16 protein-coding genes and 1 pseudogene are annotated in these 23,544 nt (G+C 50.9%); 4 read left to right on the top strand and 13 right to left on the bottom strand.

All coding sequences use genetic code 11. The annotated features are described in order from the left end of the window. Positions 1-42: 42 nt before the first annotated feature. Positions 43-453, bottom strand: a complete 411-nt coding sequence (locus tag M0R33_RS17905; RefSeq protein WP_292572417.1) for a hypothetical protein — start codon at positions 451-453, stop codon at positions 43-45. A gap of 377 nt (positions 454-830) precedes the next feature. On the opposite strand from M0R33_RS17905, the gene M0R33_RS17900 reads away from it, so the two are divergent. Next, on the top strand, positions 831-2,945 hold the full coding sequence (locus M0R33_RS17900) for an acyltransferase family protein (RefSeq protein WP_292572414.1): 2,115 nt from the start codon (positions 831-833) through the stop codon (positions 2,943-2,945). Between the two features lie 141 nt (positions 2,946-3,086). Here the strand turns inward: M0R33_RS17900 and fucP are convergent, their stop codons facing one another. The 3 genes from fucP to M0R33_RS17885 all read right to left on the bottom strand — a co-directional run bounded on the left by fucP (position 3,087) and on the right by M0R33_RS17885 (position 9,846). After that, positions 3,087-4,358 carry an L-fucose:H+ symporter permease gene (gene fucP / locus M0R33_RS17895; RefSeq protein ID WP_292572411.1) on the bottom strand — a complete coding sequence of 424 codons (1,272 nt, stop codon included), beginning with the start codon at positions 4,356-4,358 and terminating at the stop codon, positions 3,087-3,089. Between the two features lie 14 nt (positions 4,359-4,372). Then, a complete protein-coding gene (locus tag M0R33_RS17890; RefSeq protein WP_292572408.1) occupies positions 4,373-6,622 on the bottom strand; it encodes a glycoside hydrolase family 3 N-terminal domain-containing protein in 2,250 nt (749 codons plus the stop codon). Positions 6,623-6,846: 224 nt separating this feature from the next. Further along, a complete protein-coding gene (locus M0R33_RS17885) occupies positions 6,847-9,846 on the bottom strand; it encodes a bacteriohemerythrin (protein ID WP_292572406.1) in 3,000 nt (999 codons plus the stop codon). A gap of 688 nt (positions 9,847-10,534) precedes the next feature. On the opposite strand from M0R33_RS17885, the gene M0R33_RS17880 reads away from it, so the two are divergent. After that, positions 10,535-10,747, top strand: a complete 213-nt coding sequence (locus tag M0R33_RS17880; RefSeq protein WP_292572403.1) for a hypothetical protein — start codon at positions 10,535-10,537, stop codon at positions 10,745-10,747. Between the two features lie 362 nt (positions 10,748-11,109). On the opposite strand, the gene M0R33_RS17875 is transcribed toward M0R33_RS17880, so the two are convergent. From M0R33_RS17875 to M0R33_RS17845, 7 genes are all read right to left on the bottom strand, one after another. After that, positions 11,110-11,928: a class I SAM-dependent methyltransferase gene (locus tag M0R33_RS17875; protein ID WP_292572400.1), complete on the bottom strand. Its 819-nt coding sequence runs from the start codon at positions 11,926-11,928 to the stop codon at positions 11,110-11,112. A 491-nt stretch (positions 11,929-12,419) separates the two neighbouring features. Next, a complete protein-coding gene (locus tag M0R33_RS17870; RefSeq protein WP_292572397.1) occupies positions 12,420-13,370 on the bottom strand; it encodes a YfdX family protein in 951 nt (316 codons plus the stop codon). A gap of 387 nt (positions 13,371-13,757) precedes the next feature. Further along, positions 13,758-14,339 carry a hypothetical protein gene (locus M0R33_RS17865; RefSeq protein ID WP_292572394.1) on the bottom strand — a complete coding sequence of 194 codons (582 nt, stop codon included), beginning with the start codon at positions 14,337-14,339 and terminating at the stop codon, positions 13,758-13,760. A gap of 169 nt (positions 14,340-14,508) precedes the next feature. Beyond that, a complete protein-coding gene (gene clcA, locus M0R33_RS17860; protein WP_292572391.1) occupies positions 14,509-15,840 on the bottom strand; it encodes a H(+)/Cl(-) exchange transporter ClcA in 1,332 nt (443 codons plus the stop codon). A 78-nt stretch (positions 15,841-15,918) separates the two neighbouring features. Beyond that, on the bottom strand, positions 15,919-16,554 hold the full coding sequence (locus tag M0R33_RS17855) for an ABC transporter substrate-binding protein (RefSeq protein WP_292572388.1): 636 nt from the start codon (positions 16,552-16,554) through the stop codon (positions 15,919-15,921). A gap of 350 nt (positions 16,555-16,904) precedes the next feature. Beyond that, a complete protein-coding gene (locus M0R33_RS17850; protein WP_292572385.1) occupies positions 16,905-17,081 on the bottom strand; it encodes a hypothetical protein in 177 nt (58 codons plus the stop codon). Between the two features lie 268 nt (positions 17,082-17,349). Beyond that, the gene (locus tag M0R33_RS17845) at positions 17,350-18,978 is read right to left on the bottom strand and encodes a SulP family inorganic anion transporter (protein ID WP_292572382.1); all 1,629 of its coding nucleotides are present in this window, start codon (positions 18,976-18,978) and stop codon (positions 17,350-17,352) included. 839 nt (positions 18,979-19,817) lie between these two features. On the opposite strand from M0R33_RS17845, the pseudogene M0R33_RS17840 reads away from it, so the two are divergent. After that, positions 19,818-20,227, top strand: a pseudogene (locus tag M0R33_RS17840) (DUF488 domain-containing protein). A 351-nt stretch (positions 20,228-20,578) separates the two neighbouring features. On the opposite strand, the gene M0R33_RS17835 reads toward M0R33_RS17840, so the two are convergent. Further along, positions 20,579-21,001, bottom strand: a complete 423-nt coding sequence (locus M0R33_RS17835; RefSeq protein ID WP_292572377.1) for a hypothetical protein — start codon at positions 20,999-21,001, stop codon at positions 20,579-20,581. A 335-nt stretch (positions 21,002-21,336) separates the two neighbouring features. After that, positions 21,337-21,771 (bottom strand): HMA2 domain-containing protein, encoded by a 435-nt coding sequence (locus M0R33_RS17830; protein WP_292572374.1) that lies wholly within the window; start codon positions 21,769-21,771, stop codon positions 21,337-21,339. A 585-nt stretch (positions 21,772-22,356) separates the two neighbouring features. On the opposite strand from M0R33_RS17830, the gene M0R33_RS17825 reads away from it, so the two are divergent. Continuing rightward, positions 22,357-23,202, top strand: coding sequence for a polyphosphate kinase 2 family protein (locus M0R33_RS17825; protein WP_292572372.1), 846 nt, complete (start codon positions 22,357-22,359; stop codon positions 23,200-23,202). Positions 23,203-23,544: the final 342 nt, after the last annotated feature.

Below are 23,544 nucleotides of genomic sequence, written 5' to 3'. Positions count from 1 at the left end.
AAGCGATCCTGATGGTAACGACAGGGCGGTTTTAACCCACAGCTATTCAGCAATTTCAGCAAAGTACGCTTTCAAGTCGTCCTTTTTTCCATTCGTAATCCGCTTGAGTACTTTGGCAAGCGGGAAAATCCAGGTTTCGCCGTCCAGTAAGCCGATAGCCTGGAGGTCGTGGTTGATTTGCCATTCGCCGCCCTTGTTCTGGCGATATACCTCGCCTATATAGCTGCCGAGCATTTTACAAACATCTTGCACGTCGTTATCCGACGGCTGCTTGCGAAACAGTTTGGCGACGAAACCTTTGGGACGAGTATGAAACAGCCGGTTGGCTAGCGCTTCGACTTGTTCCATGCTCTCGACTGTAAAATCAAGCGATACGCCAAAATTGCTTTGGGCGAAATTAACCGCATTTGCGGCGTAGGCAGTCATAATGTCATTCGGACTTGGTTCGGTCATCGGATATTCCTAACAGGATAATGGGGTTCTACAGCAATAAAATGAATTCAGACGACTTATATCGGCCAACAAAAAATCCCGTCGTCCGCCGGCCAGCTTTAGCTCGCCTATTAATTCCGTCCTATTGGTTCCAAAATAACACACTCATAACGGAACACCTTCCTTCTATTGCTCGGCTCGACAAGCATTCCTGCCGGTAGAGTTGCAATGGCGCAACCTAAAATACCCATAATCAAAAAATTGTCGTTCATCTGCATAAAGATGAACATTTTATAGCTTAAAATGTCGATTGAATTCCCCAGGTTCCATTCCTTCCCCTAGTACGCAAGTGCAGGCCAGATGACGAGCCGACGCTACATTTGGTACTTCGATATTCCATGACTACTTTACATCCGCATCTTTCACACCCTAAATACCGCCCGGATATCGACGGCTTGCGAGCGCTTGCCGTGCTTTCGGTGGTCGCCTTCCATGCCTTTCCAAGCGGATTAAAAGGCGGCTTTATCGGTGTCGATATCTTTTTTGTGATCTCCGGCTATCTGATCTCGACGATTATTTTCCAGAACCTGGAGAAAGGTACGTTCAGCTTTACCGAATTCTACATCCGCCGTATCAAGCGGATTTTTCCGGCCCTGATCCTGGTGCTGGCGGCTAGCTACGCCTTCGGTTGGTTTGCCTTGTTCGCCGACGAATATAAGCAACTGGGCAAGCACATCGCCGCCGGGGCGGGCTTTGTTTCCAACATCGTGTTATGGGACGAGGCCGGTTATTTCGATAACGCCACGGAAACCAAGCCGCTGCTGCATTTGTGGAGTTTGGGGGTAGAGGAACAGTTTTACCTGGCCTGGCCGTTGTTGCTGTGGTTGGCTTGGAGCAGAAATTTCAATCTGCTGACCGTGACCTTAGTCGTCGCCGTCGCTTCCTTCTACCTGAATATTAAGGGCATACTGACCGACTCCGTGGGCACCTTCTACTCCCCGCAAACCCGCTTTTGGGAGCTGCAGTGCGGCAGCTTGCTGGCCTGGATGACCCTGTACCGAAAAGGCGCGTTCGCCGGCGTTAAAACCCGGCTGGACGGCTGGTTGGCGGCGGTGGTTTATCGGGAGTCACAGCATAAAGCCGACGGCAAGACGCTGGCTAACCTGCTGTCGTTTGCAGGCTTGGGTCTATTGGTTTACGGCTTTTACATCATCAACAAGGATCTCCAGTTCCCCGGCAAATGGGCCGTCCTGCCCATTCTGGGCGCAGTGCTGGTGATTGCCGCCGGCCCGCATGCCTGGGTTAATCGTATCGTGCTATCCAACCGATTGGCGGTATGGTTCGGTTTGATCAGCTTTCCGCTGTATTTATGGCACTGGCCTTTGCTGTCTTTTGCCCGGATAGTAGAAACCGAAGTGCCGAGCGCCACTATTCGTATCGTTGCGGTGATGATTACCATTCTGTTGGCCTGGCTGACATACAAGTTGGTGGAAAAGCCGATACGCTTGGGTAAACACAGCGGCTTTAAAACCGTGATGTTGATACTGCTGATGCTGGTCATCGGTAACCTGGGTTACATTTCTTACTTAAAGGACGGGCTGGAATTTCGCCAGGCCGATGCGCCCGCCAAAACCCAAATGTTTGCCGATGTCAAAGGCACGGTTCTCTACAACACCCCCGAGGACTGGATCGATGAGCGTTGTCATTCAGCATTAGGCGCCAGCTATGATTATTTGATCTGCCGCTTCACCACTGCCACGCCAAAGACGCTGGTGGTGGGTGACAGCCACGCCGCGCAATTTGTTTACGACTCTATTTCCAAAAGCTCCAACGATCTGGCACTGGTGGCCGTCAACGGCTGCCTGCCGTTTATCGATCTGGTCACCATTAACCCGACCGAGGAATTCGAGGAGAAATCGTCCCGCTGCAAAGTGGTCATGCCCATCGTGTTTAAATTGCTGCGCGACTTTCCGACGATTCAACGGGTTGTTTTCGCCACCCGTGGCGCGATGTACATCGAAGGCTCCGGCTACGGCGACACGGAAAAAAAGAATAACTACCGGATTATCAAAGACCCTGACGATCGCCTGGCGGAAAATTACAATCAATTCATCTCGGGATATGTGGCTTCCATTAACGCGATTTTAAAGTTTGGAAAGGCCGTGGTGTTTATTGAAGATGTACCGGAAATTGGCGTCAGTGCTAAAAGTTGTCTGGACGATCGGCCGTTCCGGATTTCGTCCAAGGACCGCCCCGACTGCAATGTGACCAGAAAATCCTTCGACGAGCGAAACGCCAAATACAGAAGAGCAGTCGATTCCATAGACACCGCCACCCACAACCGGATTGAGATTTTTCCAGCCTACGAATATTTGTGTAATGAATCGTCGTGCGAAGGCTTGAAAGATGGGGCGTCATACTTTTACGACGACGACCATCTTTCCAAGCGAGGCAGTCATTTTATCTTCGGAAAATTTGCCGAATGGCTGAAGCACGTGGCCCCAAAACTTTGAACCATCACTAACCGGTTGCGTTGTAATCTATAGATATCGCACTTCAAATTTCGCTTTATTGACACCCTATCCCCACCCTCTCGCGAAGGGCGAGGGACATCAGGCACCGAAACCTGAAGCGCGAAAGGGTTAAGCCATTGCTTAATCTGCCGCGACCGGCACCCTTATGCTGCACCAGCCGTAGTAGGCGATATACAGATAACACAAGACCGGCAAGCCCAGTGCTGGCTGAATACCGACATGATCCGCCAGCAAACCCTGCAATACCGGCACGATGGCGCCGCCGACGATGGCTGCGCATAAAATCCCCGAACCTTGCCCGGTATGCCGACCCAAGCCGGCCAGTGCCAGCGAAAAAATGGTCGGGAACATGATGGAGTTGCATAGGCCCACCGCCAGCAAACTCCACATCGCCAGCCGCCCGCTGCCGAACACGGCGACCGAAACCAGCAAGGCTGCCATCACTGCGTTAAATGCCAGTACCGAACCCGGCCGTAACACCCGCATCACCGCCGCGCCGATAAAACGTCCGAGCATGGCTCCGCCCCAGTAAAACGACACATACTTGCCGGCGTCTTGCTCGGCCAAACCGGCTATCTCGGGCTGACCTAAAAAGCTGACCATAAAACTGCCTATCGCCACTTCGCCGCCGACATACAAAAAGATTGCCAGTGCGCCCAATACCAAATGCGGATACTGCCAGGCACTACCCTGCTCGGCCTCATCCTGCTGTCGACTGGGTGCCGAGTTGATTTGCGGCAGTTTCAACAGCGCGAACAGCGCCGCCAAACCGAACAACACCGCCGCCAGAAACAAATACGGATTTTGCACCGCCGCGGCTTGGGTGGCCTGATACGCCGATAATTGCTCGGCATTCAGCAAGCTGATTTGATTGGCGCTTTTCACCGCCGTCGATAAAATCAACAAAGCGCCGAAATACGGCGCCAACGTGGTGCCCAACGAGTTAAACGCCTGGGTCAGGGTCAGGCGGCTGGATGCGGTTTCGGCCGGCCCCAATACCGTCACATACGGATTGGCGGCCACCTGCAATAAGGTGATGCCGGAGGCTAACACAAAAAACGCCGTCAAAAACAACGGATAGGAATGCAGGCCGGCCGCCGGATAAAACAACAAACAACCGGCACCGGCAATCGAAAGCCCGGCAATGATGCCACCTTTGTAATCGATTTTTTCCACCAGCAAACCGCTAGGTACCGACATCACGAAATAAGCCGCGAAAAAACAAAACTGAATCAACATGGCCTGAAAGTAGTTCAGGGTGAACACCGCCTTTAAATGCGGAATCAAAATGTCGTTCAGACAAGTAATGAAGCCCCAGATAAAAAACAAAGAGGTCAATACTGCCAAAGACCCGGTATAAGCCGCGGTAGTCCGACCTTCATGATTGCTCATCACTGTAATCCGGCTTAGTTTGCGGCCACATTAAAGCGGGCCGTTTCGGCGCCGACCATCACCTCAAACTCGCCCGGCTCGACAATGCGCTGTTTGGCGACGCCGATAAACGACATGTCGTCCGGCGTTAGAGTGAACCGCAGGGTTTGCTGCTGTCCGGGTTTCAAGTCGACTTTTTTAAAGGCTTTCAATTGCTTGACCGGACGCGTCACCGAACCGATCAGATCATGCAAATACACCAGCACCGCCTCCTTGCCAGCCAAATTACCGGCGTTTTTGATGTTGACGCTGACCTCGATAGTTTCGCCTAACGTAATGCTGCTTTTACCCAATTTCAAACCGCTGGTTTCAAAGCGGGTGTAACTCAAACCGTGACCGAACGGATACAGCGGCTTGTATTGGTTGGCTTCAAACGCTTCCATCGGTTTATGGTCGTACGGCGTCACATCGTTCGCGGCGCGCGGATAACTCAACGGCAATTTGCCGCTGGGATTGACGTCGCCGAATAGTATGTCCGCCATCGCCGCGCCGCCTTCCATGCCCGGCAGAAAACCCAATAGCACGGCCTGGGCCTGTTCGGCGATTTCGGTGATAATGCGCGGCCGGCCGCCGAAGGTCACCAGAATCACCGGCTTGCCTGCCGCGAAAATGGCCCGCGCCAGTTGCAATTGCACCGGCGGCAATTCCAGGCTGTCGATATTACCCAACGTTTCGGTATAGGTATTTTCGCCCAAGGCCAGAATCACCACATCGTGCCGGCGGGCCTGGGTCACTGCTTGCTCGATATTGATTTCCTCGTCATAACGCTGACCGCCGACATAGGTAACCTTACCGGCGGTTTTTTGCTGCAGGGCTTTCAATAAAGTTAATTTATCCTGCGGGTACCACTGCTCGGCATCGCCTTGCCAGGTGATGGTCCAGCCGCCGTTCATGACGCTGAGCAAATTCGCGGTGGGGCCGGTCACCAGAATGCTGGTTTGCTTACTCAACGGCAAAATGCCGTTGGCGTTTTTGGCCAACACGATAGCCTCTTCGGCCGCCTGGCGGTTCAGCGCCTGATCCTGCCCGGTGGCAAAGTTGCCTGCAACCGGTATGGACGGTTCGCTACGCTCGAACAATCCGCTTTGCAGCTTCACTCGTAAAATGCGCCCTACCGCTTCGTCAATCCGGCTCAGCGGCACCTCGCCGGTTTTGGCCAGCTCCAGCAGTAAATCGTAAAACGAATAATCGAACGGCACCATGCTCATATCCACACCGGCCATCACGGCGATCTTGACCGCCTCGCGCGGCGACGCCGCCATTTTATCGCGGGTATACAATCGGATGATGTCTTCCCAATCCGAGACGGTAAAGCCGCTAAAGCCCATCTCACCGCGCAGGATTTCGGTCAGATAATGGTAGTTGGCGTGGCCGGGAATGCCGTCCACTTCCGCCGAATTGATCATCACCGTCGGTGCGCCCGCCAGCACCCCGGCCTGAAATGGCGGCAGAAAATATTCCCGCAAGGCCCGTTCGCCTATCCAGGCCGGGGTGCGGTCCTTGCCGTTCAGCGGATAGCTGTAGCCGACATAATGCTTGAGGCAGGTCGGGGCTTTATAGGCGGCGGCAAAATCGTCGCCCTGATGACCGCGAATATAAGCGCTCCCCATGGCGCCGGCTAAATGCACATCTTCGCCGTAGGTTTCCCAAAAACGCGGCCACAAAGGTTGGCGGCCGATATCCATCACCGGCGAGAAATCCCAATCCAGACCGGAAGCCTTGACAGCCCTTGCGGTGATTTCGCCGGCTTTTTCGGATAATTCGGTATTAAAGGTGGCGGCCATGCTGATAGCCTGCGGAAACAGTGTCGCGCCCTGGGTATAGGTGGCGCCGTGTATGGCGTCGATGCCGTAGATTACCGGAATTTTCAGCCGGGTTTTAGCGGCGGTTTCGCGGATGACTTGTGTCATGTTGCGCCATTTTTCAATCGGCTGGGCTTTGTTGTTCGGAGTAGTCGGCGTATTCAAGATCGAGCCGACGTGATGGTTAAACAGCGCATCGTCCAATTTGGCCTGATCGATGGGGTTGTCGGCATCCTGACCGTTCTCCACCGACACTACGCTGAAGTCGATTTGCGTCATCTGCCCGACTTTTTCCTCCAAAGTCATTTGCGCCAGCAAGTGCCTGACTCGGTTTTCAATGACATCGTTTGCTTGTTGTGCGCCCACGGCAGACTCCCATCCAGCGGTTAAAAATAAAATGAATAAAAGGGCTCTAGTTTTCAAGTGTGTTTACTTAGGTTAGAAAGGAAAGCTCGGTTTAACGAAACGCACAGCATATACGAGCCATAGGGCTTTTCAACAACTATTAGTAAGTACGCAAAGAAGGCCGATGTCCCAGCCGGGCGGAATGCTTGCGCCTTGCCGAAACGTTCGAAATTGATAGGTGGGCATAAACGGTATTGCTAACCGTTATCGGCGATTACATCGAAACGCAAGAGCCCGACCGTCTATTGTAACAAGGCCTCAAACTGCCCGACCGGCACAGGCCGGCTAAACAGAAACCCTTGATAATGGTTACAGCCATTGTTGAGCAGAAATAGCCGTTGCTGTTCCGTTTCCACTCCTTCGGCAATGACGTCCAGGTTCAAGCTGTTAGCCATTGCGATTATGGTTCGCACAATCGCTTGATCGCCGCTATCGAATGCAATATCGCGTACAAATGACTGGTCGATCTTGAGTTGGTTCAGCGGCAGTTTTTTCAGATACTGTAACGATGAATATCCGGTACCGAAATCGTCCAGCGAAAATTGCACGCCTATGGCTCCCAACGCACTCATGGTCGCAATGGTATTTTCAATTTTTTCAATCAAGATGCTTTCAGTCAGCTCCAATTTAAGCAAGCGAGGTTCAACTTTGTATTTTTGAATGACTTCCTGTACCTGCGAAACAAAATCGGCCTGGAAAAATTGTTTTGGACTGACATTTATCGATAAAACCAATCCGCGGGCGGCAGGCAATTGTTGCCAGGCCTTGATCTGGGCACAAGCCTGCTCCAACACCCAGCGTCCTATGTCCACAATCATGCCGTTTTCTTCCGCCAATGGAATGAACTCGGCGGGAGACACCACGCCTCGCTCGGGATGAAACCAGCGTATCAAGACCTCCACACCCACCGGCTGATGTGCGGCATTTACTTGCATTTGGTAATAAAGCTGGAACTGTCGCCGACTGAATGCCTTGCGCAGTTCGTTTTCCAAGGAGGCTTTGGCTATCAGCCTGTCTTGCATTTGCGGATCGAAAAAACACAGCGCATTGCGGCCGGAGGTTTTGGCTTGATACATGGCGATATCGGCTTGCTTTAACATCTCATCCGCTTGCTCGATCCCGTTAAACAGTGCGGCGCCTATGCTGGGCGTGCTGATATAGTCGTGTTTGCTGAGTTTGAACGGTTGATTGATGGTATCGAGAATTTTCTCACCGATGCGCTCCGTCTGTTTCGCGGCCGCATAGATATCCTGATCCAATTCTTCCAGCATGACTACAAACTCGTCCCCACCCAACCGGGCTACCGTATCGTTTTCCCGCACACAAGCCTGCAAGCGGGCGGCAACTTGCTGTAGCAGTAAATCGCCCATAGCGTGCCCGAGCGTGTCGTTGAGCGTTTTGAAATTATCGATATCGATAAACAGCAGCGCACCTTTTCGGCCGCTACGATGGCATTTAGCCAGCGCCTGCTTTAAGCGTTCCTGCAGCAAACGCCGGTTGGGCAATCCGGTCAACGGATCGTAGAAAGCCAGACGCTCGATCTCTTCGGCAGCGGATTTTCTAAGGGTAATATCCGTCAGCGTACTGACATAATGCGTCACCCGCCCCTTATGGTCTTTGACGGCATTGATCGTTAAATACTCCGGATAAATTTCGCCATTTTTACGCCGATTCCAGACTTCGCCTTCCCAGGCTCCCTGCTCATGAATTCGCCGCCACATCGCTACGTAAAAATCCTGGTCTTGTCGTGACGAACGCAGAATACTCGGATTTCTACCAATCACATCCTCGGGAGGATAACCGGTGATTTTGGTGAAGGCTGTATTGACTCGCAAGATGCGATTATCGGCATCGGTAACCATCATGCCTTCTTGGGATTCAAAAACCGTGGCGGCTATCCGCAATTGATGTTCCGCTTGTTTACGGGCGGTGATGTCGATGAAGGTTGCAATCGCGCCGGTCAGGATACCGTCGATAATAATAGGTTGAGACCAGTACTCCACCGGTATCGAAGTACCGTCCTTGCGCCAAAAAACCTCATCGACAACATGAACGTCTTCTTGGCGACGATACGCCGTATACATCTTGCATTCTTCGGCGGGATAATGGCTACCATCTTGGTGCGAATGGTGGATAATTTCATGAATATGTTTGCCGATCACATCTTCGCTGGCATACCCCAACATTCGCAGGAACGATTGATTCACGAATCGGCAATTTCCCTCGGTATCGACACCGTAGGCACCTTCAGCCATCGAATTGAGTAATGAATCCATCTGTTGATGGGAGTCGCGCAGCGCTTTCTCAACCCTTTTACGTTCGGTAATATCGTCTTTAATCGCTAAATAATGCGTGACGGTACCATCCGCTTGATGCACCGGTGAAATAAGCGCCAACTCGGTATATTCGCTGCCGTCTTTTCGCTTATTGACGAACTCACCCTGCCAGACCCGTCCTTGGGCCAACACATCCCACATGGTGCGGAAGGTTTCTCCGGACGTTTTACCCGACTGCAAAATCCGCGGATTTCGCCCTACCGTCTCGTCGCGACTGTAGCCGGTTGCCTTTAGAAACGCTTCGTTCACAAACTCAATGGTGCCATCAAGATCTGTTATCACAATGGAACTAGGACTCTGCTCGACCGCCAACAACAATTTTCTTGAGAACTCATCGTCCCGTTTATGCTGAGCTAGCTCTCGCATCAATTGCCAGGTGTTGCTGGACAGGTTCTTGTAAATGGAAAGAATAACGTCGATCAACGCATGGCGCGCCTCTGCTATTTTTTCGTCGGCCTGTTGCTTGGCGGCTTCCAACGGCAACCCGGAGCGCATTGCCAATACGATATAGGCCAAATACCTGTCGTTTTCCAGGATATGTCCCGCTAACCAGCGAGCCAGAAATGACAGTATCTCTTCCAATGCCATGTTTTCGGCTGTAACCATTTGCTCTTGCTTTAGCTTGAGCACGGCTTCCACAAACTCATTGTGAACCTTTTTATGCTGTACCTCTAGCAAATCTTCGGGCAAATACTGATTCCAAAGCGCCTCTTCCGATTGAAAATGATGCCTTGCATAATCGGTCAGTTCGTCAAAAAGGATGTTTACGGTCGGAAGATCGGACTGAAAAGCTACATGACTGGCTAACGAATTCAGTAAGCGCACCAACTTTTTATGTTGCTCATCGATTTCAGCCAGTTCCGTATTGAAATTTTCATTCCATGGAAAAATATCAATTGAATTCATGGCTACTTACATAAGTGGAGTAATGATTTGGTAATGCGAAAATAATGTCATTACAGTGAGTCAATCGTTTTCCCCGCCGACAACCGACGGGCCCGACTAATATAAATATCATCATTTACCAGCGCGATGCCAATAAATACTAAAATTGTCACGCTCGGTACCAGCCCCGTGCGCAACACTCCCGCCTAAAATTATTCGATATCCGCCGCTTTCAAAAAAACGGATGTTGCCAAGCCATTCAGAATTATGCCAAGCAATTCCCAGATTTATTCTATTGGAGGGGTAAGCTGATAATCGATTGAAATGAATTCCGCCAACAAGCTACATCGTTTAGGTGACGACAATGAACAGTAAATTCAACAAATCCAACACACTCGATAAACCAATAGCAACTTCTAAACCTCATCAATATTATCTATATGAGATAGATTTGAGAATTAACAGCAGAAATTGGCTAACCCGAAATGTTCCGACCATTACTGAAAAACATAGCCCAGTCTGCATTTCAGCTATTTAACAGAATGTCGGCTTAACGCCGCCCAGCGAGCAAGCCATAAGTGATTACGCGTACAGTCACCGGTAAAAAAAGCAGCTACGCAACTCGCTAATTCATAAGGGAATTGTCATATTTCTGTCATAAGCCCTCTCTATACTGACTACTGACTTTGAAAATGTAGAGAGAATTAGTGTGTTGAATTGGATAAAAACGCTAGCCGCTTGCGACCTCAATACCGGAGAACTCGATAACCAAGATTTCCCGATCAGATATGAGTTCGTCCTTCCTCCAGAAATGCGGGAATTACTATTTGAAAAGACCGAAATAAATCGCCAGCTTGAAGCCAGAGATAATATTGAAAATGAACGATTGTTTTTAGATGAGCATGAATTGGCGCTCAGCTAAAAATAACCGCGCAACCGCCTAATACCTTTACCAAGGGTTGCCAGCCAACATAAGCACCGCGAGCATCCCTCACCAACCGACACGTCGTTATTACCGCTGCCTGTTATTGTGATTCCCCCCCATCATTGAAGCGGGCGGGGCAATGTCTTTTTTCAGCTGCCTTCCTTCCACGTAGTGCTGTTCGTCGATGCGTACCTTTTGTCGGCTTCTTTGCAGCGGCGATATTTACCAACGCAAGTGGTCAAAATGATCCAGAAACAAGGACTGACGGTTGCGCAAGCCTGCAAAGACATGGGCTTGGGCGAAACAGCGGTGCGGCATAACCTCAAATCATTTCAGCTTGGTTGATTGTTCGATAATAATCAGGACTTTTCAGCAACCGCATATATCACATTTGCTTGCACTGCTTGCAGCCGGGTATTTGCGATGAACGCCAAATTCGCTTGGCGCACATACTCGACCATTTCCGGCTCCAATTGCTCGATAGTGCCCCTGTAACCTGAACCGAGAAGCGTCGTCCACCAGTCTTCCGCCGATGCCAGAGGATGCGTTGCGTCCTCGGCCATGACCCATGGCTTAGTTACCCCTCCTTCGTTTAATATGGCACTGAGTGTAGAGTGCTCGGATATGCGATCCCATGGGTTGAATCCTTTGTATAAATCGGGTCTGACATCGCGAACTGCGTTCCAAAAAACCGTATTGGCCGGTTCAAAGAAATCCACCCCCCATGTAGTAATCGCAAGTTTTCCGCCTGGACGCAGAACGCGCCATAGCTCGCGTATGGCTGCCGCAATATCAGGTACGAAAAAAATCCCGAACACACAAACGACGGCATCGAAACTCGCGTCGTCAAAGCCGGTCTCAAGCATATCGCCATGCCGAAACTCAACATTATTCAAGTTTTTGCTTTTGGCTTTGCTGCTGGCAAGCTGAAGTAGTTTTTCGGCAATGTCGACCCCAATTACATATCCGCTATCGCCAACTTGTTCAGCCGCCGGTAATGCGGATGCCCCACTGCCGCAGCATACGTCAAGCACCGTGGCGCCAGGTTTCAAATCAAGCCGATTGATAGTGTTGCGACCAAATCGATCCCAAAAGGTATTGACGGGATGGTCGAACAAGTCGGCAGCCGCATCATAAGCCGCAGCGGCTTTAGATTTTGCGTCGAGCAAATGAGTCATGCGTTTCCCTTATTGGCTAGCTAGAATCAGACGGCACGGAAAATAGCTGTTGATGCCGCCCAAGTCAAGCCGCCAACAAATAATATCTTCCAACGCATGCCGTTAACCGGGCGAGAAAATTTTAGCCGCCTAAATTCAGGCGAATACAGCCCCTATGCAAGACACTTCACTGCGCAGCTACCTGCTCAACAACGTATCCAGACGCATTGCAGTTGACATCGGCAGGCAGGCTAGCGCTAACACTTTCCGCCGAAATGCAAATACAGCGACTTGAAGCGGATGGTTTCGATAATCCGATAACTGGACCAAATACGGATTTTGGGTAGACCGACAAGGCGTATCTAGCGCCGCCTTTACAAACCAACCGAAAAAAAACCGGCCAAAAAACATTACTACGATTTCTTGGCCGGCAGAAACGGCTGTCGCCGCATTGTGACACCACCTAAAGGAGAAAAACCCCGGGCACTAGGTGAAATGCCCGGGACTGGGTGCTACAAATGATTTTTGATACTTTCTTTCAAATGCGCCAGCGATTGTTTGGCTTTATCCCAAACCGCCGCGGAGCGTTCGGAACGAATCACTTTGTCGATGCCGTCTATGCTGTCGTACAAATTTTCGTAATCGTCATCCGTGCCGTAACCCAGTATTTGCGAGAGTTTCAACTTGTCCTTGGCTGCTTCGGTTAACTCTAAAATGTCGTGTCTGGCATCGGTTTTACTCAAATCGTCCTTATGTTCCAACTGCGATGCCGCCGTCAGCAACGTTTCGGCTTGCAAGACCGGCAAGGCATAGACTTCGGTGGTTTTCACCAGCGATCCCAACACCCCCGCCAACACAACTTTGGCTTGGTCCGGTTTATGGTCATCGATTTCCACAATGGCTTCCTTGATCGCCGGCGGAAAGGTGCCTAGCGGGATACTCACCGTAGTTAAGCGAATTTCGCTGACCAAATTATCCAGAATCCGCCGGGCATCCTGCACTTTACTATCCCCCAACAAATCGTCCGCTCTACTTACCAGCTTTTTGACCTGGTCGGTACTGTCATCCAAGTCGTAAATCCGAGCCGATACATCCGCCGGAATCATAGCCAATCCAGGCCGTTTGGCAAGCAATATGTCAAGTTTGCCCAGCACATCTTTCAACAACGACCGGGCTTTGGCCGAATCGCCATTCTCCAGGGTTAATAGCGCAGTATGGGCGCCGATAATCGCATCGCTGGCTTCATTGGCGATTTGCTGTTTTTTTTCCTCCATCAGTTTCTGTTTTTCCTGATCCGACGGTTCGCCGGGCACGGTAACGGAATGATCGAAGGTAGCGGCTATATGATGAATCACATGCCTTGGGGCAGTATGCGTCTGCGCGGCATGCGCAACAGGCACGCCGGCCAACAGGGCAGCCACAACCACGGTTATTGGGGTTTTGGGATAAATCGGGCTTTTCATGGGAACCTCCAGCTGAATTCGGCAAGCTATTGAGCTTGCTCAATAAGAAACGGACTGTTTGCTGGAAATAATGCAATCGCCGTTCCAATATTAGAATTGCCTGCCCGAAAACCGTTACCGCGCCTTGAAACCTTTAGTCCTTGCGCGTGCAAAGCGATTAAGCCCCCTAGCGACACGGTAAAAGCGCCACTTGAAAAGGTTCGGAAACGGGGAATTGGGTAATATTACCTGAGTGGCTGGTTGATAACCCCCACACAGGTTTGACCGAAAGGCATTGCGGGTGATTTTATCGGCCAAGTGCTCGACTGAATCCGCCGGCTCGATTCCGCGAGGCAATCGTTTAAGCGCAATGCCCGGCTTAAAGCAGTGCCTCAAGCAGCGAAAAACTTATTCTGGCAAGTCTGCTTGCTCGTTATCCTTGATGATGGTACCCACCGACTTAGCCAAATAATGATACAAGGACAGCATGGCTATCGCGGACGCAATCAACACCGCCACATAATGTTCCATATAGGCCACCATAATCAGACATAAGCCCAAAAACATGCCCAACAATCGAAATAGCCAGCCCGTGGTAATACCGCTCAGATAAGTGCCAAGCGCCAGTACCAGCAGTAAAATCAAACCGGTGGTTTGATTATCCAGACTGCCGATTTCGCGCAATATAAAGGTCAAATAAAACGCGATCGCCACCCCTAACCAATGCTGAATTTGCGCCAGTAAAATTTCGCGCGGCGCCATGCTGGCGTGTTGAATGGCTTGCCATTCCAGGTACAGGCAAGCACCGAAAAATACCGGCACCATCCCTACCCAATACCAATGGGCGGCGTATTCAAAAGCATCGGCAATGCCGACCCCCAATATCGATAAAAAAATCAATGCCGTAAAAATATAAACATCGTACCTTACAGATACCAAACCGCTGCCGACAATCCGTTTGGTTTGCAACCATAGTTCTTGCGCACTCATATCGTTCTCCCGCAAATTTAGACAATTGCCATCGTGTCAAAATGAAATGTTCTCTCCGATTCCGAGCGTATTTAACTCGCCACAGCCAAAAATGTGCCAAGCCGTCCACCCCCGAAGTAACCGAAAACAGCGCATCAGGAAAAGACGGCGGCAATCGCCCGATCCTGCTTCAGGATTTTTCATTATTGAGCAGACTCAAGCGCAACAAGGCATCGTATATCGGCGGACTGCCCAGCCAATCCGCAATCAACAGCGCCGCAAAACAGGCAATCAACAATGGCAGTATCAACGCATAATTAGCCGTCATTTCGATAATTAGAATAATGCCGGTTAACGGCGCCTTGACCACTGCACTGAAAAATCCCGCCATGCCCACCACGGCAAATAATTTGGTATTCACAAGCAGTGCTGGGAATAACATATGCGTGGCTTCACCCAAGCCCCACCCCAACAGCGCGCCGACCACCAAGATAGGCATAAAAAAACCGCCGGCGCTACCCGCGCTGGCGCTACCGAGGGTCAGCACAAACCGAATCAGAAAAAACAAGGCGATGGTTGGCAATGTAAAGGTTTCGCCGTCTTGCAGCACCCGGTTGACGAAGTTTTGTCCGCCACCCAATAAATCCGGTTTGACCCAGCCCGTCAGCGTAATGACGGCTGCCAGGAAAAACCAGAAAACCAATTTTGACCCCAACGACAATTGCGGTAGACGCTGTCCCCACAACAAGGCGCGGGTAAACAAGCTACCAAACAGCGCCGACAATATGCCGACCGGGACGAATGCAATCAGCAAATCCAGCGGCGGCGCGCCGGATACCACCACATGAAACTCCGGATGCTGACCCAGGATCAAACGGCACAACATATCCGCCGCCAGACAGGCAATCGCCGCGGCGAAAAACTCCAGCGATGCGCATTGGCGCTCCAGCTCCTCCAACACGAACACCAATCCCGACAACGGTGCGTTGAACGCTGCGGCCAAGCCTGCGCCCCCGCCCGCCGCCGCCAGGATGGCGCGATCGGCAGGTTTCCAATGCGAAAACCGGTCGGCAACTGCCTGCCCGATCGCGCTGCCCATATGCACGCTGGGGCCTTCCCGGCCCAGCACCAGCCCGCCGGCACTGCCGATCAAGGTGCTGATAAACTTAACCGGCAATACCCGCCAGTAACGAAACGGCTGTTGCTCTTGCAGAATTGCTTTCAAGTGCGGAATGCCGCTGCCGGCAGTCTCCGGCGCTAACCAGCGTACGATTTCCGCTGAAAGCACCAACGCACTGATCACATACAGCCACAACGCAAAGATGCCCCACAGAGTGCCGGCATGGGCCAAACCGATCAAATGGCCACGTAACACCTCGCCGGCATCGATGCAAAGATGAAAGCCCACCGACAAACTCCCGGTCAGCAGACCGATCAGGATTGCCGGCAACATCAGCCGGTGCCGTCGCTGCTCTCTGAAAGCCGCCGATTTTGGGGCTGGGCGCGCCCGCGTCAATGTCATGATTTCATTTAATCCTGGATATGCGGCAAGGCCGGGGCCATGCTGTTTCGAGTGTTCCGTTCGAGCCTGCCGATAACGCTATTGCCCGGTGGCGTCCGCCTCCCGGTTGCGTGTGTTCAATTTATCGATCACTTTGTCCAGCGAACCGCCGGCATTGTCGATATCGTTTTGAAAGGAACTACGGTAGGTTGTCACCAAGCTGACCCCGTCAATCAATATATCGTAAACCTTCCAGACGCCTTGTTCGGACACCATGCGGTAATCGACCGCCACCGGTTTCCGTTCGGCCTGAATGACCTGGGTTTTAACGTAAGCCTTGCGGACATCGTCAACGTGATGAAACGGTAAAAATTTGATTGTCCAATTATTGAATTCGACAAAACCTCTGGAATACACCCGAATCAACAAGCTCTTGAAAGCCTGCTTGAAATTGTTTCGTTGGTCGGTAGTCGCGGTTTTCCAATATTTACCCAGCACCAGCACGGAGAACAGATCGAAATCGGTGTGCGGTTCGATAACCGAGGAGACATAGTCGGTCACTTGCTTAAAGTCCCGCGTCGAATTCCGATCCTGCAAGCGGGCCTGAATTTTATTGGATAGTTCCGCGATAATGGATTGCGGATCTTCAGCGGGCTGTGCCGCAGTATCGCCGGCCCAACCGGGGCTGCCGGACATCATGAATGTCCAGGCCATCATTATGCCGAATAGTTTCATAGTCTTAATCGCGCAACACCGTCAACGGGCTTGTTCAGACCAATTCGTCGACCTGAACAATGCTTGAGTGCACAAGCAGAGATTAGAATCCTCGCGCACCAAATTCCGGTTTGTTGATTCACCTAGCCCCCCTCCATCAGGAGGTTGTCGTAAAGCCCTCTCTCCTCGCGGGACAGGGCAGGGGTGAGGGGGGAATGCAACGTAAGCGTTTGGCTTATATCCCCTCCTAACCTTCTCCCCGTGGGAGAAGGAACTGTTTTACTTTTACGACAACCTCAATTGCCTCTCCTGCTGGAGAGTGTTAGGGTGGGGAGAATTTAAAACAGCAATTTGACGAGCGCAGAGTACCTCTACTCCTCTTGTTCTTTAATAAAATTTGCTTCAAAAAAATCGCCGTCCAGGTTGACTTCCATGGGCGCCATCTTGGAAGTTTGTTTCGCTTCCGCATACGCATCGATTGAAAACGGCAGCGCGGAGATCAGCACCAAGGCAGTATATTTGGCAACATTATGAATGTAGTTTCTCATCGTTTTACTCCTTAAGTAATCCACGAAGAACAAGTCATTGCCGGCCTGTTTGACCGATGACTCGAAATCCTTACGCGATTATCATGCCAACAACAGGAAACCCACGTCAGACGCAGGCGGGCGGATTTTGCCAGGCAATAGCCTCTGTATTTTTCAGCGCTTAGTGTTGAAAATAACCACCAATTCCCGAAATTTAAACCAATTTCGCAAATTGTCTCCGCTATGGAATGGGTATCAACCGAATAAACCGAAGCGTTAACCACCCGCTTCAACCGCGCATTTTCCGCGCCGCCACCACCGCATCGTCCACGCTCCAAAACAACCCATCGGCGAAGCTGTCGCCGGCCAAGGTTTGTAACACATTAGCAATAGGATCCTTGACTCTGGCCAGCAGCAGTTTTTGCTGGTGCAAATCCAACTCCACCGCCAATTCAATCAAACATTCGGCGGCGGTAGCATCCAGATCGGCACTTTCTTCCAGACTGATCACCAGAAACCGCACATTGCCGCGAGCCAACAGCTGTTTACGCACTTCCGCCAAAATGCCTTCCGCGCTGGCAAAAAACAACGGTTCTTCCGGACGCAGCACCAGAATATTGTCATGCGGCAAAGCCGCCGGATGGTATTGCTGATCCACATAATCGTGGCCATGTTCCAGCTCGGCCAGCTCCCTGACCACGGGGCGGCTAAAAGACCGGATAGCCGCCGCCAACGACAAAGCCACCGCCAGCAACATGCCGTGCAAAACACCGAATACCAGCACGCCGGCCACGGCGGCCAGCGCCAGATACTGGTCTCTGTCGATACGCCACAGCTTCAGTAATGCGGCGGGGTTCAGCGCATGCCGCAAGGCATTGATCACTGCGGCAGCCACTAAAGGTTCCGGAATATCGCCTATCCATTGCCGGCCGAATATCGCCATCAGCAACAGTATCAGCGCCGCCACCGCGCCGGCCAGCTTAGCGGTGGCGCCCGCCTGTTCATTGGCGGAACTGGCCGAAAATCCCGCACCAACCGGCATGCCGTGCAACAGGCCGGACAGCAGATTGGCGACACCGAGCGCGAACAACTCCCGATTGGGCTCTACCGTTTTACCGTGCCGCAGCGACAGGCTACGAATACTGCCCCAAGACTCGGCCACGATAATCACCAGCAGACCGAAAGCCAGCTCCGTCAGCCGCAGCCATTTATCCATGGAAAGTTCGGGCAGGTCGAGTTCCATCGGTTTTAACTGCAAACTACCGACCAGTGCCACATGCTGAGCGGTCAAATCGACCGCATTGTTCAAGCCGATACCTGCCGCCAATACCAAAAATGCACCGGGTAACTTGGGAAAGCGCGTCAAAACCCACAGCACCAATAAAGCCCCGACACCCAATACCGTACTGTATGGATTCCAATCCTGGTTACGCGCAAACAGCTCCAGCAAAATGCGCGGCGGATCGCTGGCCTGGGTAGCGACACCCAGCAGCTTGGGTAATTGTTTGACAATAATGGTAATTGCCAACGCAAATGAAAAGCCGTACAGCACCGGCCTGGACACAAATGCCGACAGCTGCCCCAAACCAGCCTTGGCAATGGCCAACAATCCGCCTCCGGTTAATATCACCAAGGCGGCCCCCAACCCGGCGTAAGCATCGACACTTTCCGGCCGCAACGACATCACCACCGCAGCCAACAGCGCCGCCGCCGACGAAGTGGTCGAGACGATCGCATACGGGCATTTTCCCAACCAGGCATAGCACAGCAAGCCGGCCAGGGCCGCCGTGATCGCCGCCTGAATACTCAAATGCGCAATCGCGGCATAAGCCACCGCTTCCGGCAACAGGATAAAAGCCACCGACAAGCCGGCGGCAAAGTTAGTCAATAAGAAATTACGGTTAAGCCAGGATTGCATTAGGTTAAAAATCGATTGGTGATTACAAACATTTCGGGAATAGTTTTCATTGTTCCCGATTAATGGATCAAAGGCTAGAGTGAAAAAAAGGGGTAACAGGCTAACTTTCCGGACTGGAATGAGCGGACGGGTGTGAAAGCGCCTGATTAAAATGAGCTGAATCCCACACTAGATTTTGCGAGTTCGGCTGGCTTATATATAGCCGACAAAGCTTCAATTCGGCAGGGATCGGCGCAGGCTGTGTAAAAACGCAAAAAACCAAAAGGCGATGGAAAAGGCGATGGAAAAATCAATCGACTTATCTCCACCGTTTTACCTTTGTGTGAAAAAGTTTATTTCTCAAGCCTAAGAAATAATCAACCAAGTGGAACAATATTATATTTTTGTATTTCATTTTTACGTTTTTACACAGCCTCGGTCAAAGGCTGCCCACCAAAGATATTTATCTAGCGTCTTAAAATGGATTACTAGCTGACACTTAAAACCCCCAAATCAGCAGCTAAATTTTCATAACTTGATCCATTGCGCGTATTGCTTGTAATGCTGATCCTGCCATGCGCCATAGCAGAACAAAGCCGCCGATCATAACAGCGCACTTATTGGACAACCACGCCTACCGCGACAAAGCGACGCCACACTGGTCAGCGATTGGGTGAATAATCCTAGGCATAATAATGAGCGGTGCATTGCTGGTCTGGGCGAATATCAGTATACAAACCTATCGGTTCAGCCTTGCATCGGCTAAACTATTGCCGAGAGGGTAAAACAATGGCGATTTTCACAATAGGCTACGAAAGCATCAATATTAATGTTTTTCTGGCACTTTTAAAAAATACAATATCGACACCGTAATAGATATCCGCGAATTCCCAGGTTCACGTAAACCAGGTTTTGCGAAAACTGCGTTATCCAACTCACTCAACCTCTCAGGAATAGAATACGTGCACGTCGTGGCGTTGGGTTGCCCAAAACCAGTCAGGGACAATATAAGCAAGACAACAACTGGAAACGCTACACACAAGGATTTTTGGAACACCTGAATAACCAAGATCAAGCCATCGCGTACGTGGCGGACACAGCAGCCTACTCAAATTGCGCCTTACTTTGCTACGAAGCCGATTACCGCTTTTGTCATCGATCCATGGTGGCAAATGCCGTCCGCCAATATAACGGGATCGATATCGTGCATATCAACTCGGCCGAAACTAAAACAAGGAAAATTGCGTCACCTCCTGTGGCTATAGCTTAAACTAATAATTAGCCATTGGTGCTGAAAACGGTGCTGATTACCCATCAGAAACATGAGGTCTTTGCTTGGCAGATGATGTTCCAACATGGCGCGAAATGGCGCTTCCCAATTTGGCCCGTGCTTGTAAAAACAATTCCAATAGAGCGCGCCCGACTCCCAATCGACAATCTTATGGTGATATTCCTTCTCGCCGGACGCCGCATCACAAAGGTAATGGTAGTAAAAATCGAACGGTAATTTTTTCAATGTCGCAATGTCGCGTTTCGCGTCCTCTTGCGAAAACAGGTCTCCCTGCATCTATTCCCGCATCAGTTTTTCTTTTTCTTCCGGCGTCCACTCCAGGCTTTTGGCTTAGACAATTTCTAGCTTTACGACTTTTTTCGGTCGCAGCAGCGCAAGCGACAGACCGTCGTCGATACGTGCACGCTCGATGGTGTCGAAACTATTAAACAATGGGATTTGCTCTATCCAAGCCTGCCTAAATGCCCAGTTCTGCTTGTTTCCGATCTTTTCGCCGCACGCCAACGTATCCACATATAGTCGATAGCTCTCTGCTCGATGATCCTGAGTTGCCTTGCGGGTTCTAACGTCAATCCACTGCCATTTACTAAATTGCTGCTTATCCTCAAGTAATCGGAATGGCACAGGATAAAGACGTCGCATCAGTCTCTTATCGGAAATTCCGGCGACACAAGACGTTTCCATATATTTGGAACTCGGCGACGGATAGGTTTTTGCGAGAATTATAATCCGTTCGATGGAAGAATTTGGCACAGGTCGTCCTTATACTTGATCGATTTATTGATTAATTTGTTAATATTTTTCACAGTTTGCCATAGCGTATGCATCACCCCGTTCGCACCTTTGGCATAGGGCCGTATGCCGGGTAAGAGCAAAGCGAAACCCAGCAAATGCTTTGAAATAATCGAGTGTCTTTGCATTCAACTTACTCGTTAGAATTACAAAATTTGTTAGCTTCAAAGCTGGGTTTCATTATCATTCGACCCAGCCTACTTCTGCAAATCCAACGTCGACGGGTTATCAATGGACATTGGCAAAACTAGAGCGGCTGTCGGTTTTGCTCATTCAATTCTAACGGCGCCACACCCTCAACGAAATAGGGTTTTGCGATAGATAATCATGTGCACGGCGACACTGGCCACGAATAAATAACCAGTCAATGCATGCCAACGTCTCCAGTGTTTGCGCCTTGCGGTAGTCAGCGCTAACGACGCGGCCAAACTCCCAACCATGGCGATTTTGTTATAGCGGTTGAGCTGTTTTTTGGTGATGGGCGGTGGTATTAATTGTTCGTTCAAGACTTGATCAACAGCGGCATCCAGCTGTGCCTCCAATGCGGCAATTTCGATGGCAGCGGGATCGAAATTCACCACGACGCTGCCGGTACGAACATCGGCTTGCACGGCGCTAATAGCCGCTATTTTGGCTAGCTGTTTTTTAAGTTCCGTCAATCGCGCCTGGTCACGTAGGCGTTTGTCCCGTACTCTGATGCGGCCCGGCAACGAAGATACTATTCTGCTCATTTTCCACTCTTACCCGTTAGATAGTTTAAGTTGATGTTATTTGATCCGGTTTAGACGATGCGACACACTGTCTTTCATTCGGCATTACGCCCAGCTCGCCAAAATCAGGAACACAGGAGACGAGCTGCGGTCGTTTTTTATCGTGTGGTTTGCGCCCCAATCCCGGGCTTTTTCTTTAAACAAATCCGTCATGTTGTTATTCCATTAGATCAGAGCCTTTGAAAACGGGGCTTAACTCTCGACAAAAAGCCTTGGCAGCGCAAGCCGGCTAACTTTACAACACGATCGGCAAACTATCAAAGTTACCAACCATGCGGATATAGACTTGTCACACCTCAAATTTCGGATTTTAAATTTTCCTCACCCTAACCCACTCCGGCAGGAGCGGGAATTGAAGCGCCGAAAATTAACAAGCAAAAGATTTAAAATACCCAACCAGGGCCAGCGAGGCGCTGGGCATTTGCAAGCGTGCATTTTAACCGTTTGCCTTGGCGTAGTTTGCCGCTTGGGGTGGACAGCCTTATCATGACGACGGCACGTTCGCTTTTTCCGGCCTGCCACGCCCGACTTAACCGGAGCAGCACCATGAAATACAGCAAGAAATTCCGGGTCAAACCCGGCAGCCGACTGGAACTGGATAAGATCGATCCCGGCTACAAGGCCAAACACGACTGCCACCAGCAGGCGCTGCCGGAAATTGAGGCCTACAGTCAAACTTTGCGTGAGCTGCAGTATTTGTTGTACGCGGAAGGCAAGCGTTCCTTGTTGATTTGCCTGCAGGGCCGCGACGCGGCCGGTAAGGACGGCACCATCAACCACGTGTTGGGGGCGATGAACCCGCAGGGCTGTAAGGTAACGGGCTTCAAGGTACCTTCCAAGGAAGAAGCGGCTCATGACTTTTTGTGGCGTTACCACCCGCATGCCCCCGCCAAGGGCCAGGTCGCTATTTTCAACCGCTCGCATTATGAAGATGTGCTGGTGCAGCGGGTGCACGACATGGTGCCGAAGTCAGTATGGTCCAAACGCTACGATCGCATCAACGATTTCGAAAAAATGCTGTACGACAACGGTACGTATATTCTGAAGTTTTATTTGCATATCGATGCCGAGGAACAGCTGCGACGCTTCAAACAGCGCATCGACGATCCGGCCCGGCATTGGAAAATCAGCGAAGCCGACTATGCCGAACGTCCGTTCTGGGACGATTACACCAAGGCTTTCGAGGATGCCTTGAGCCATTGCAGTACCCAGCATGCGCCTTGGTTTGTGATTCCGTCCAATCACAAATGGTTTCGTAATCTGGTCATTTCCCGCATCGTTTGCGAACACCTGGAAGCCTTGGACATGCAGTTTCCCGAGCCAAGCGTGAATATCGAGGAAATCAAGAAAAAGTATCATGCCATCGAAACGGCTGAAAGCCTGAAAACCTAAGGCTATTAGTATCCATCAGGGATAAACTTCCGCCCTGCCAGGTAGCGAGCACACCATTCCACAGCTTTTCGGTAGTGGGGCAACGGACACCTGCCGTCGGCAACGATCCGCGGCGTTTATATTCCCGCCCCCCCCCAAAAAAACCATGCAAACCTCCGTCTATCAGGTAAGGCTCGGCTTTGCCAGCGTTACCGGGCTAAATTCAATTGGTTCAGATCAGCATTTTTGGTGACTCACGCGTGGGAATTTTCCCCACTCATATTTTCTCACCACTAAGCTATTGATTTAAAGGCATTAAAAAATGGCCCTCTTATTGCTTTCCCAAAACGGTGTCGTTGTTGA

This window comes from Methylomonas sp., from assembly GCF_023228165.1.
In the GTDB taxonomy this organism is placed as follows: Bacteria; Pseudomonadota; Gammaproteobacteria; order Methylococcales; family Methylomonadaceae; genus Methylomonas.
The sequence above is the reverse complement of the archived record's forward strand: the minus strand, read 5'-3'. Positions and strand labels throughout refer to the sequence as shown.

Coding starts and splice junctions, on each gene's coding strand:
- fucP (WP_292572411.1), bottom strand. CDS start 4,358: ATGAGCAATCATGAAGGTCGGACTACCGCGGCTTATACCGGGTCTTTG.
- M0R33_RS17905 (WP_292572417.1), bottom strand. CDS start 453: ATGACCGAACCAAGTCCGAATGACATTATGACTGCCTACGCCGCAAAT.
- M0R33_RS17865 (WP_292572394.1), bottom strand. CDS start 14,339: ATGAGTGCGCAAGAACTATGGTTGCAAACCAAACGGATTGTCGGCAGC.
- M0R33_RS17830 (WP_292572374.1), bottom strand. CDS start 21,771: ATGAGCAGAATAGTATCTTCGTTGCCGGGCCGCATCAGAGTACGGGAC.
- M0R33_RS17855 (WP_292572388.1), bottom strand. CDS start 16,554: ATGAAACTATTCGGCATAATGATGGCCTGGACATTCATGATGTCCGGC.
- M0R33_RS17870 (WP_292572397.1), bottom strand. CDS start 13,370: ATGAAAAGCCCGATTTATCCCAAAACCCCAATAACCGTGGTTGTGGCT.
- M0R33_RS17885 (WP_292572406.1), bottom strand. CDS start 9,846: ATGAATTCAATTGATATTTTTCCATGGAATGAAAATTTCAATACGGAA.
- M0R33_RS17845 (WP_292572382.1), bottom strand. CDS start 18,978: ATGCAATCCTGGCTTAACCGTAATTTCTTATTGACTAACTTTGCCGCC.
- M0R33_RS17850 (WP_292572385.1), bottom strand. CDS start 17,081: ATGAGAAACTACATTCATAATGTTGCCAAATATACTGCCTTGGTGCTG.
- M0R33_RS17825 (WP_292572372.1), top strand. CDS start 22,357: ATGAAATACAGCAAGAAATTCCGGGTCAAACCCGGCAGCCGACTGGAA.
- M0R33_RS17875 (WP_292572400.1), bottom strand. CDS start 11,928: ATGACTCATTTGCTCGACGCAAAATCTAAAGCCGCTGCGGCTTATGAT.
- clcA (WP_292572391.1), bottom strand. CDS start 15,840: ATGACATTGACGCGGGCGCGCCCAGCCCCAAAATCGGCGGCTTTCAGA.
- M0R33_RS17900 (WP_292572414.1), top strand. CDS start 831: ATGACTACTTTACATCCGCATCTTTCACACCCTAAATACCGCCCGGAT.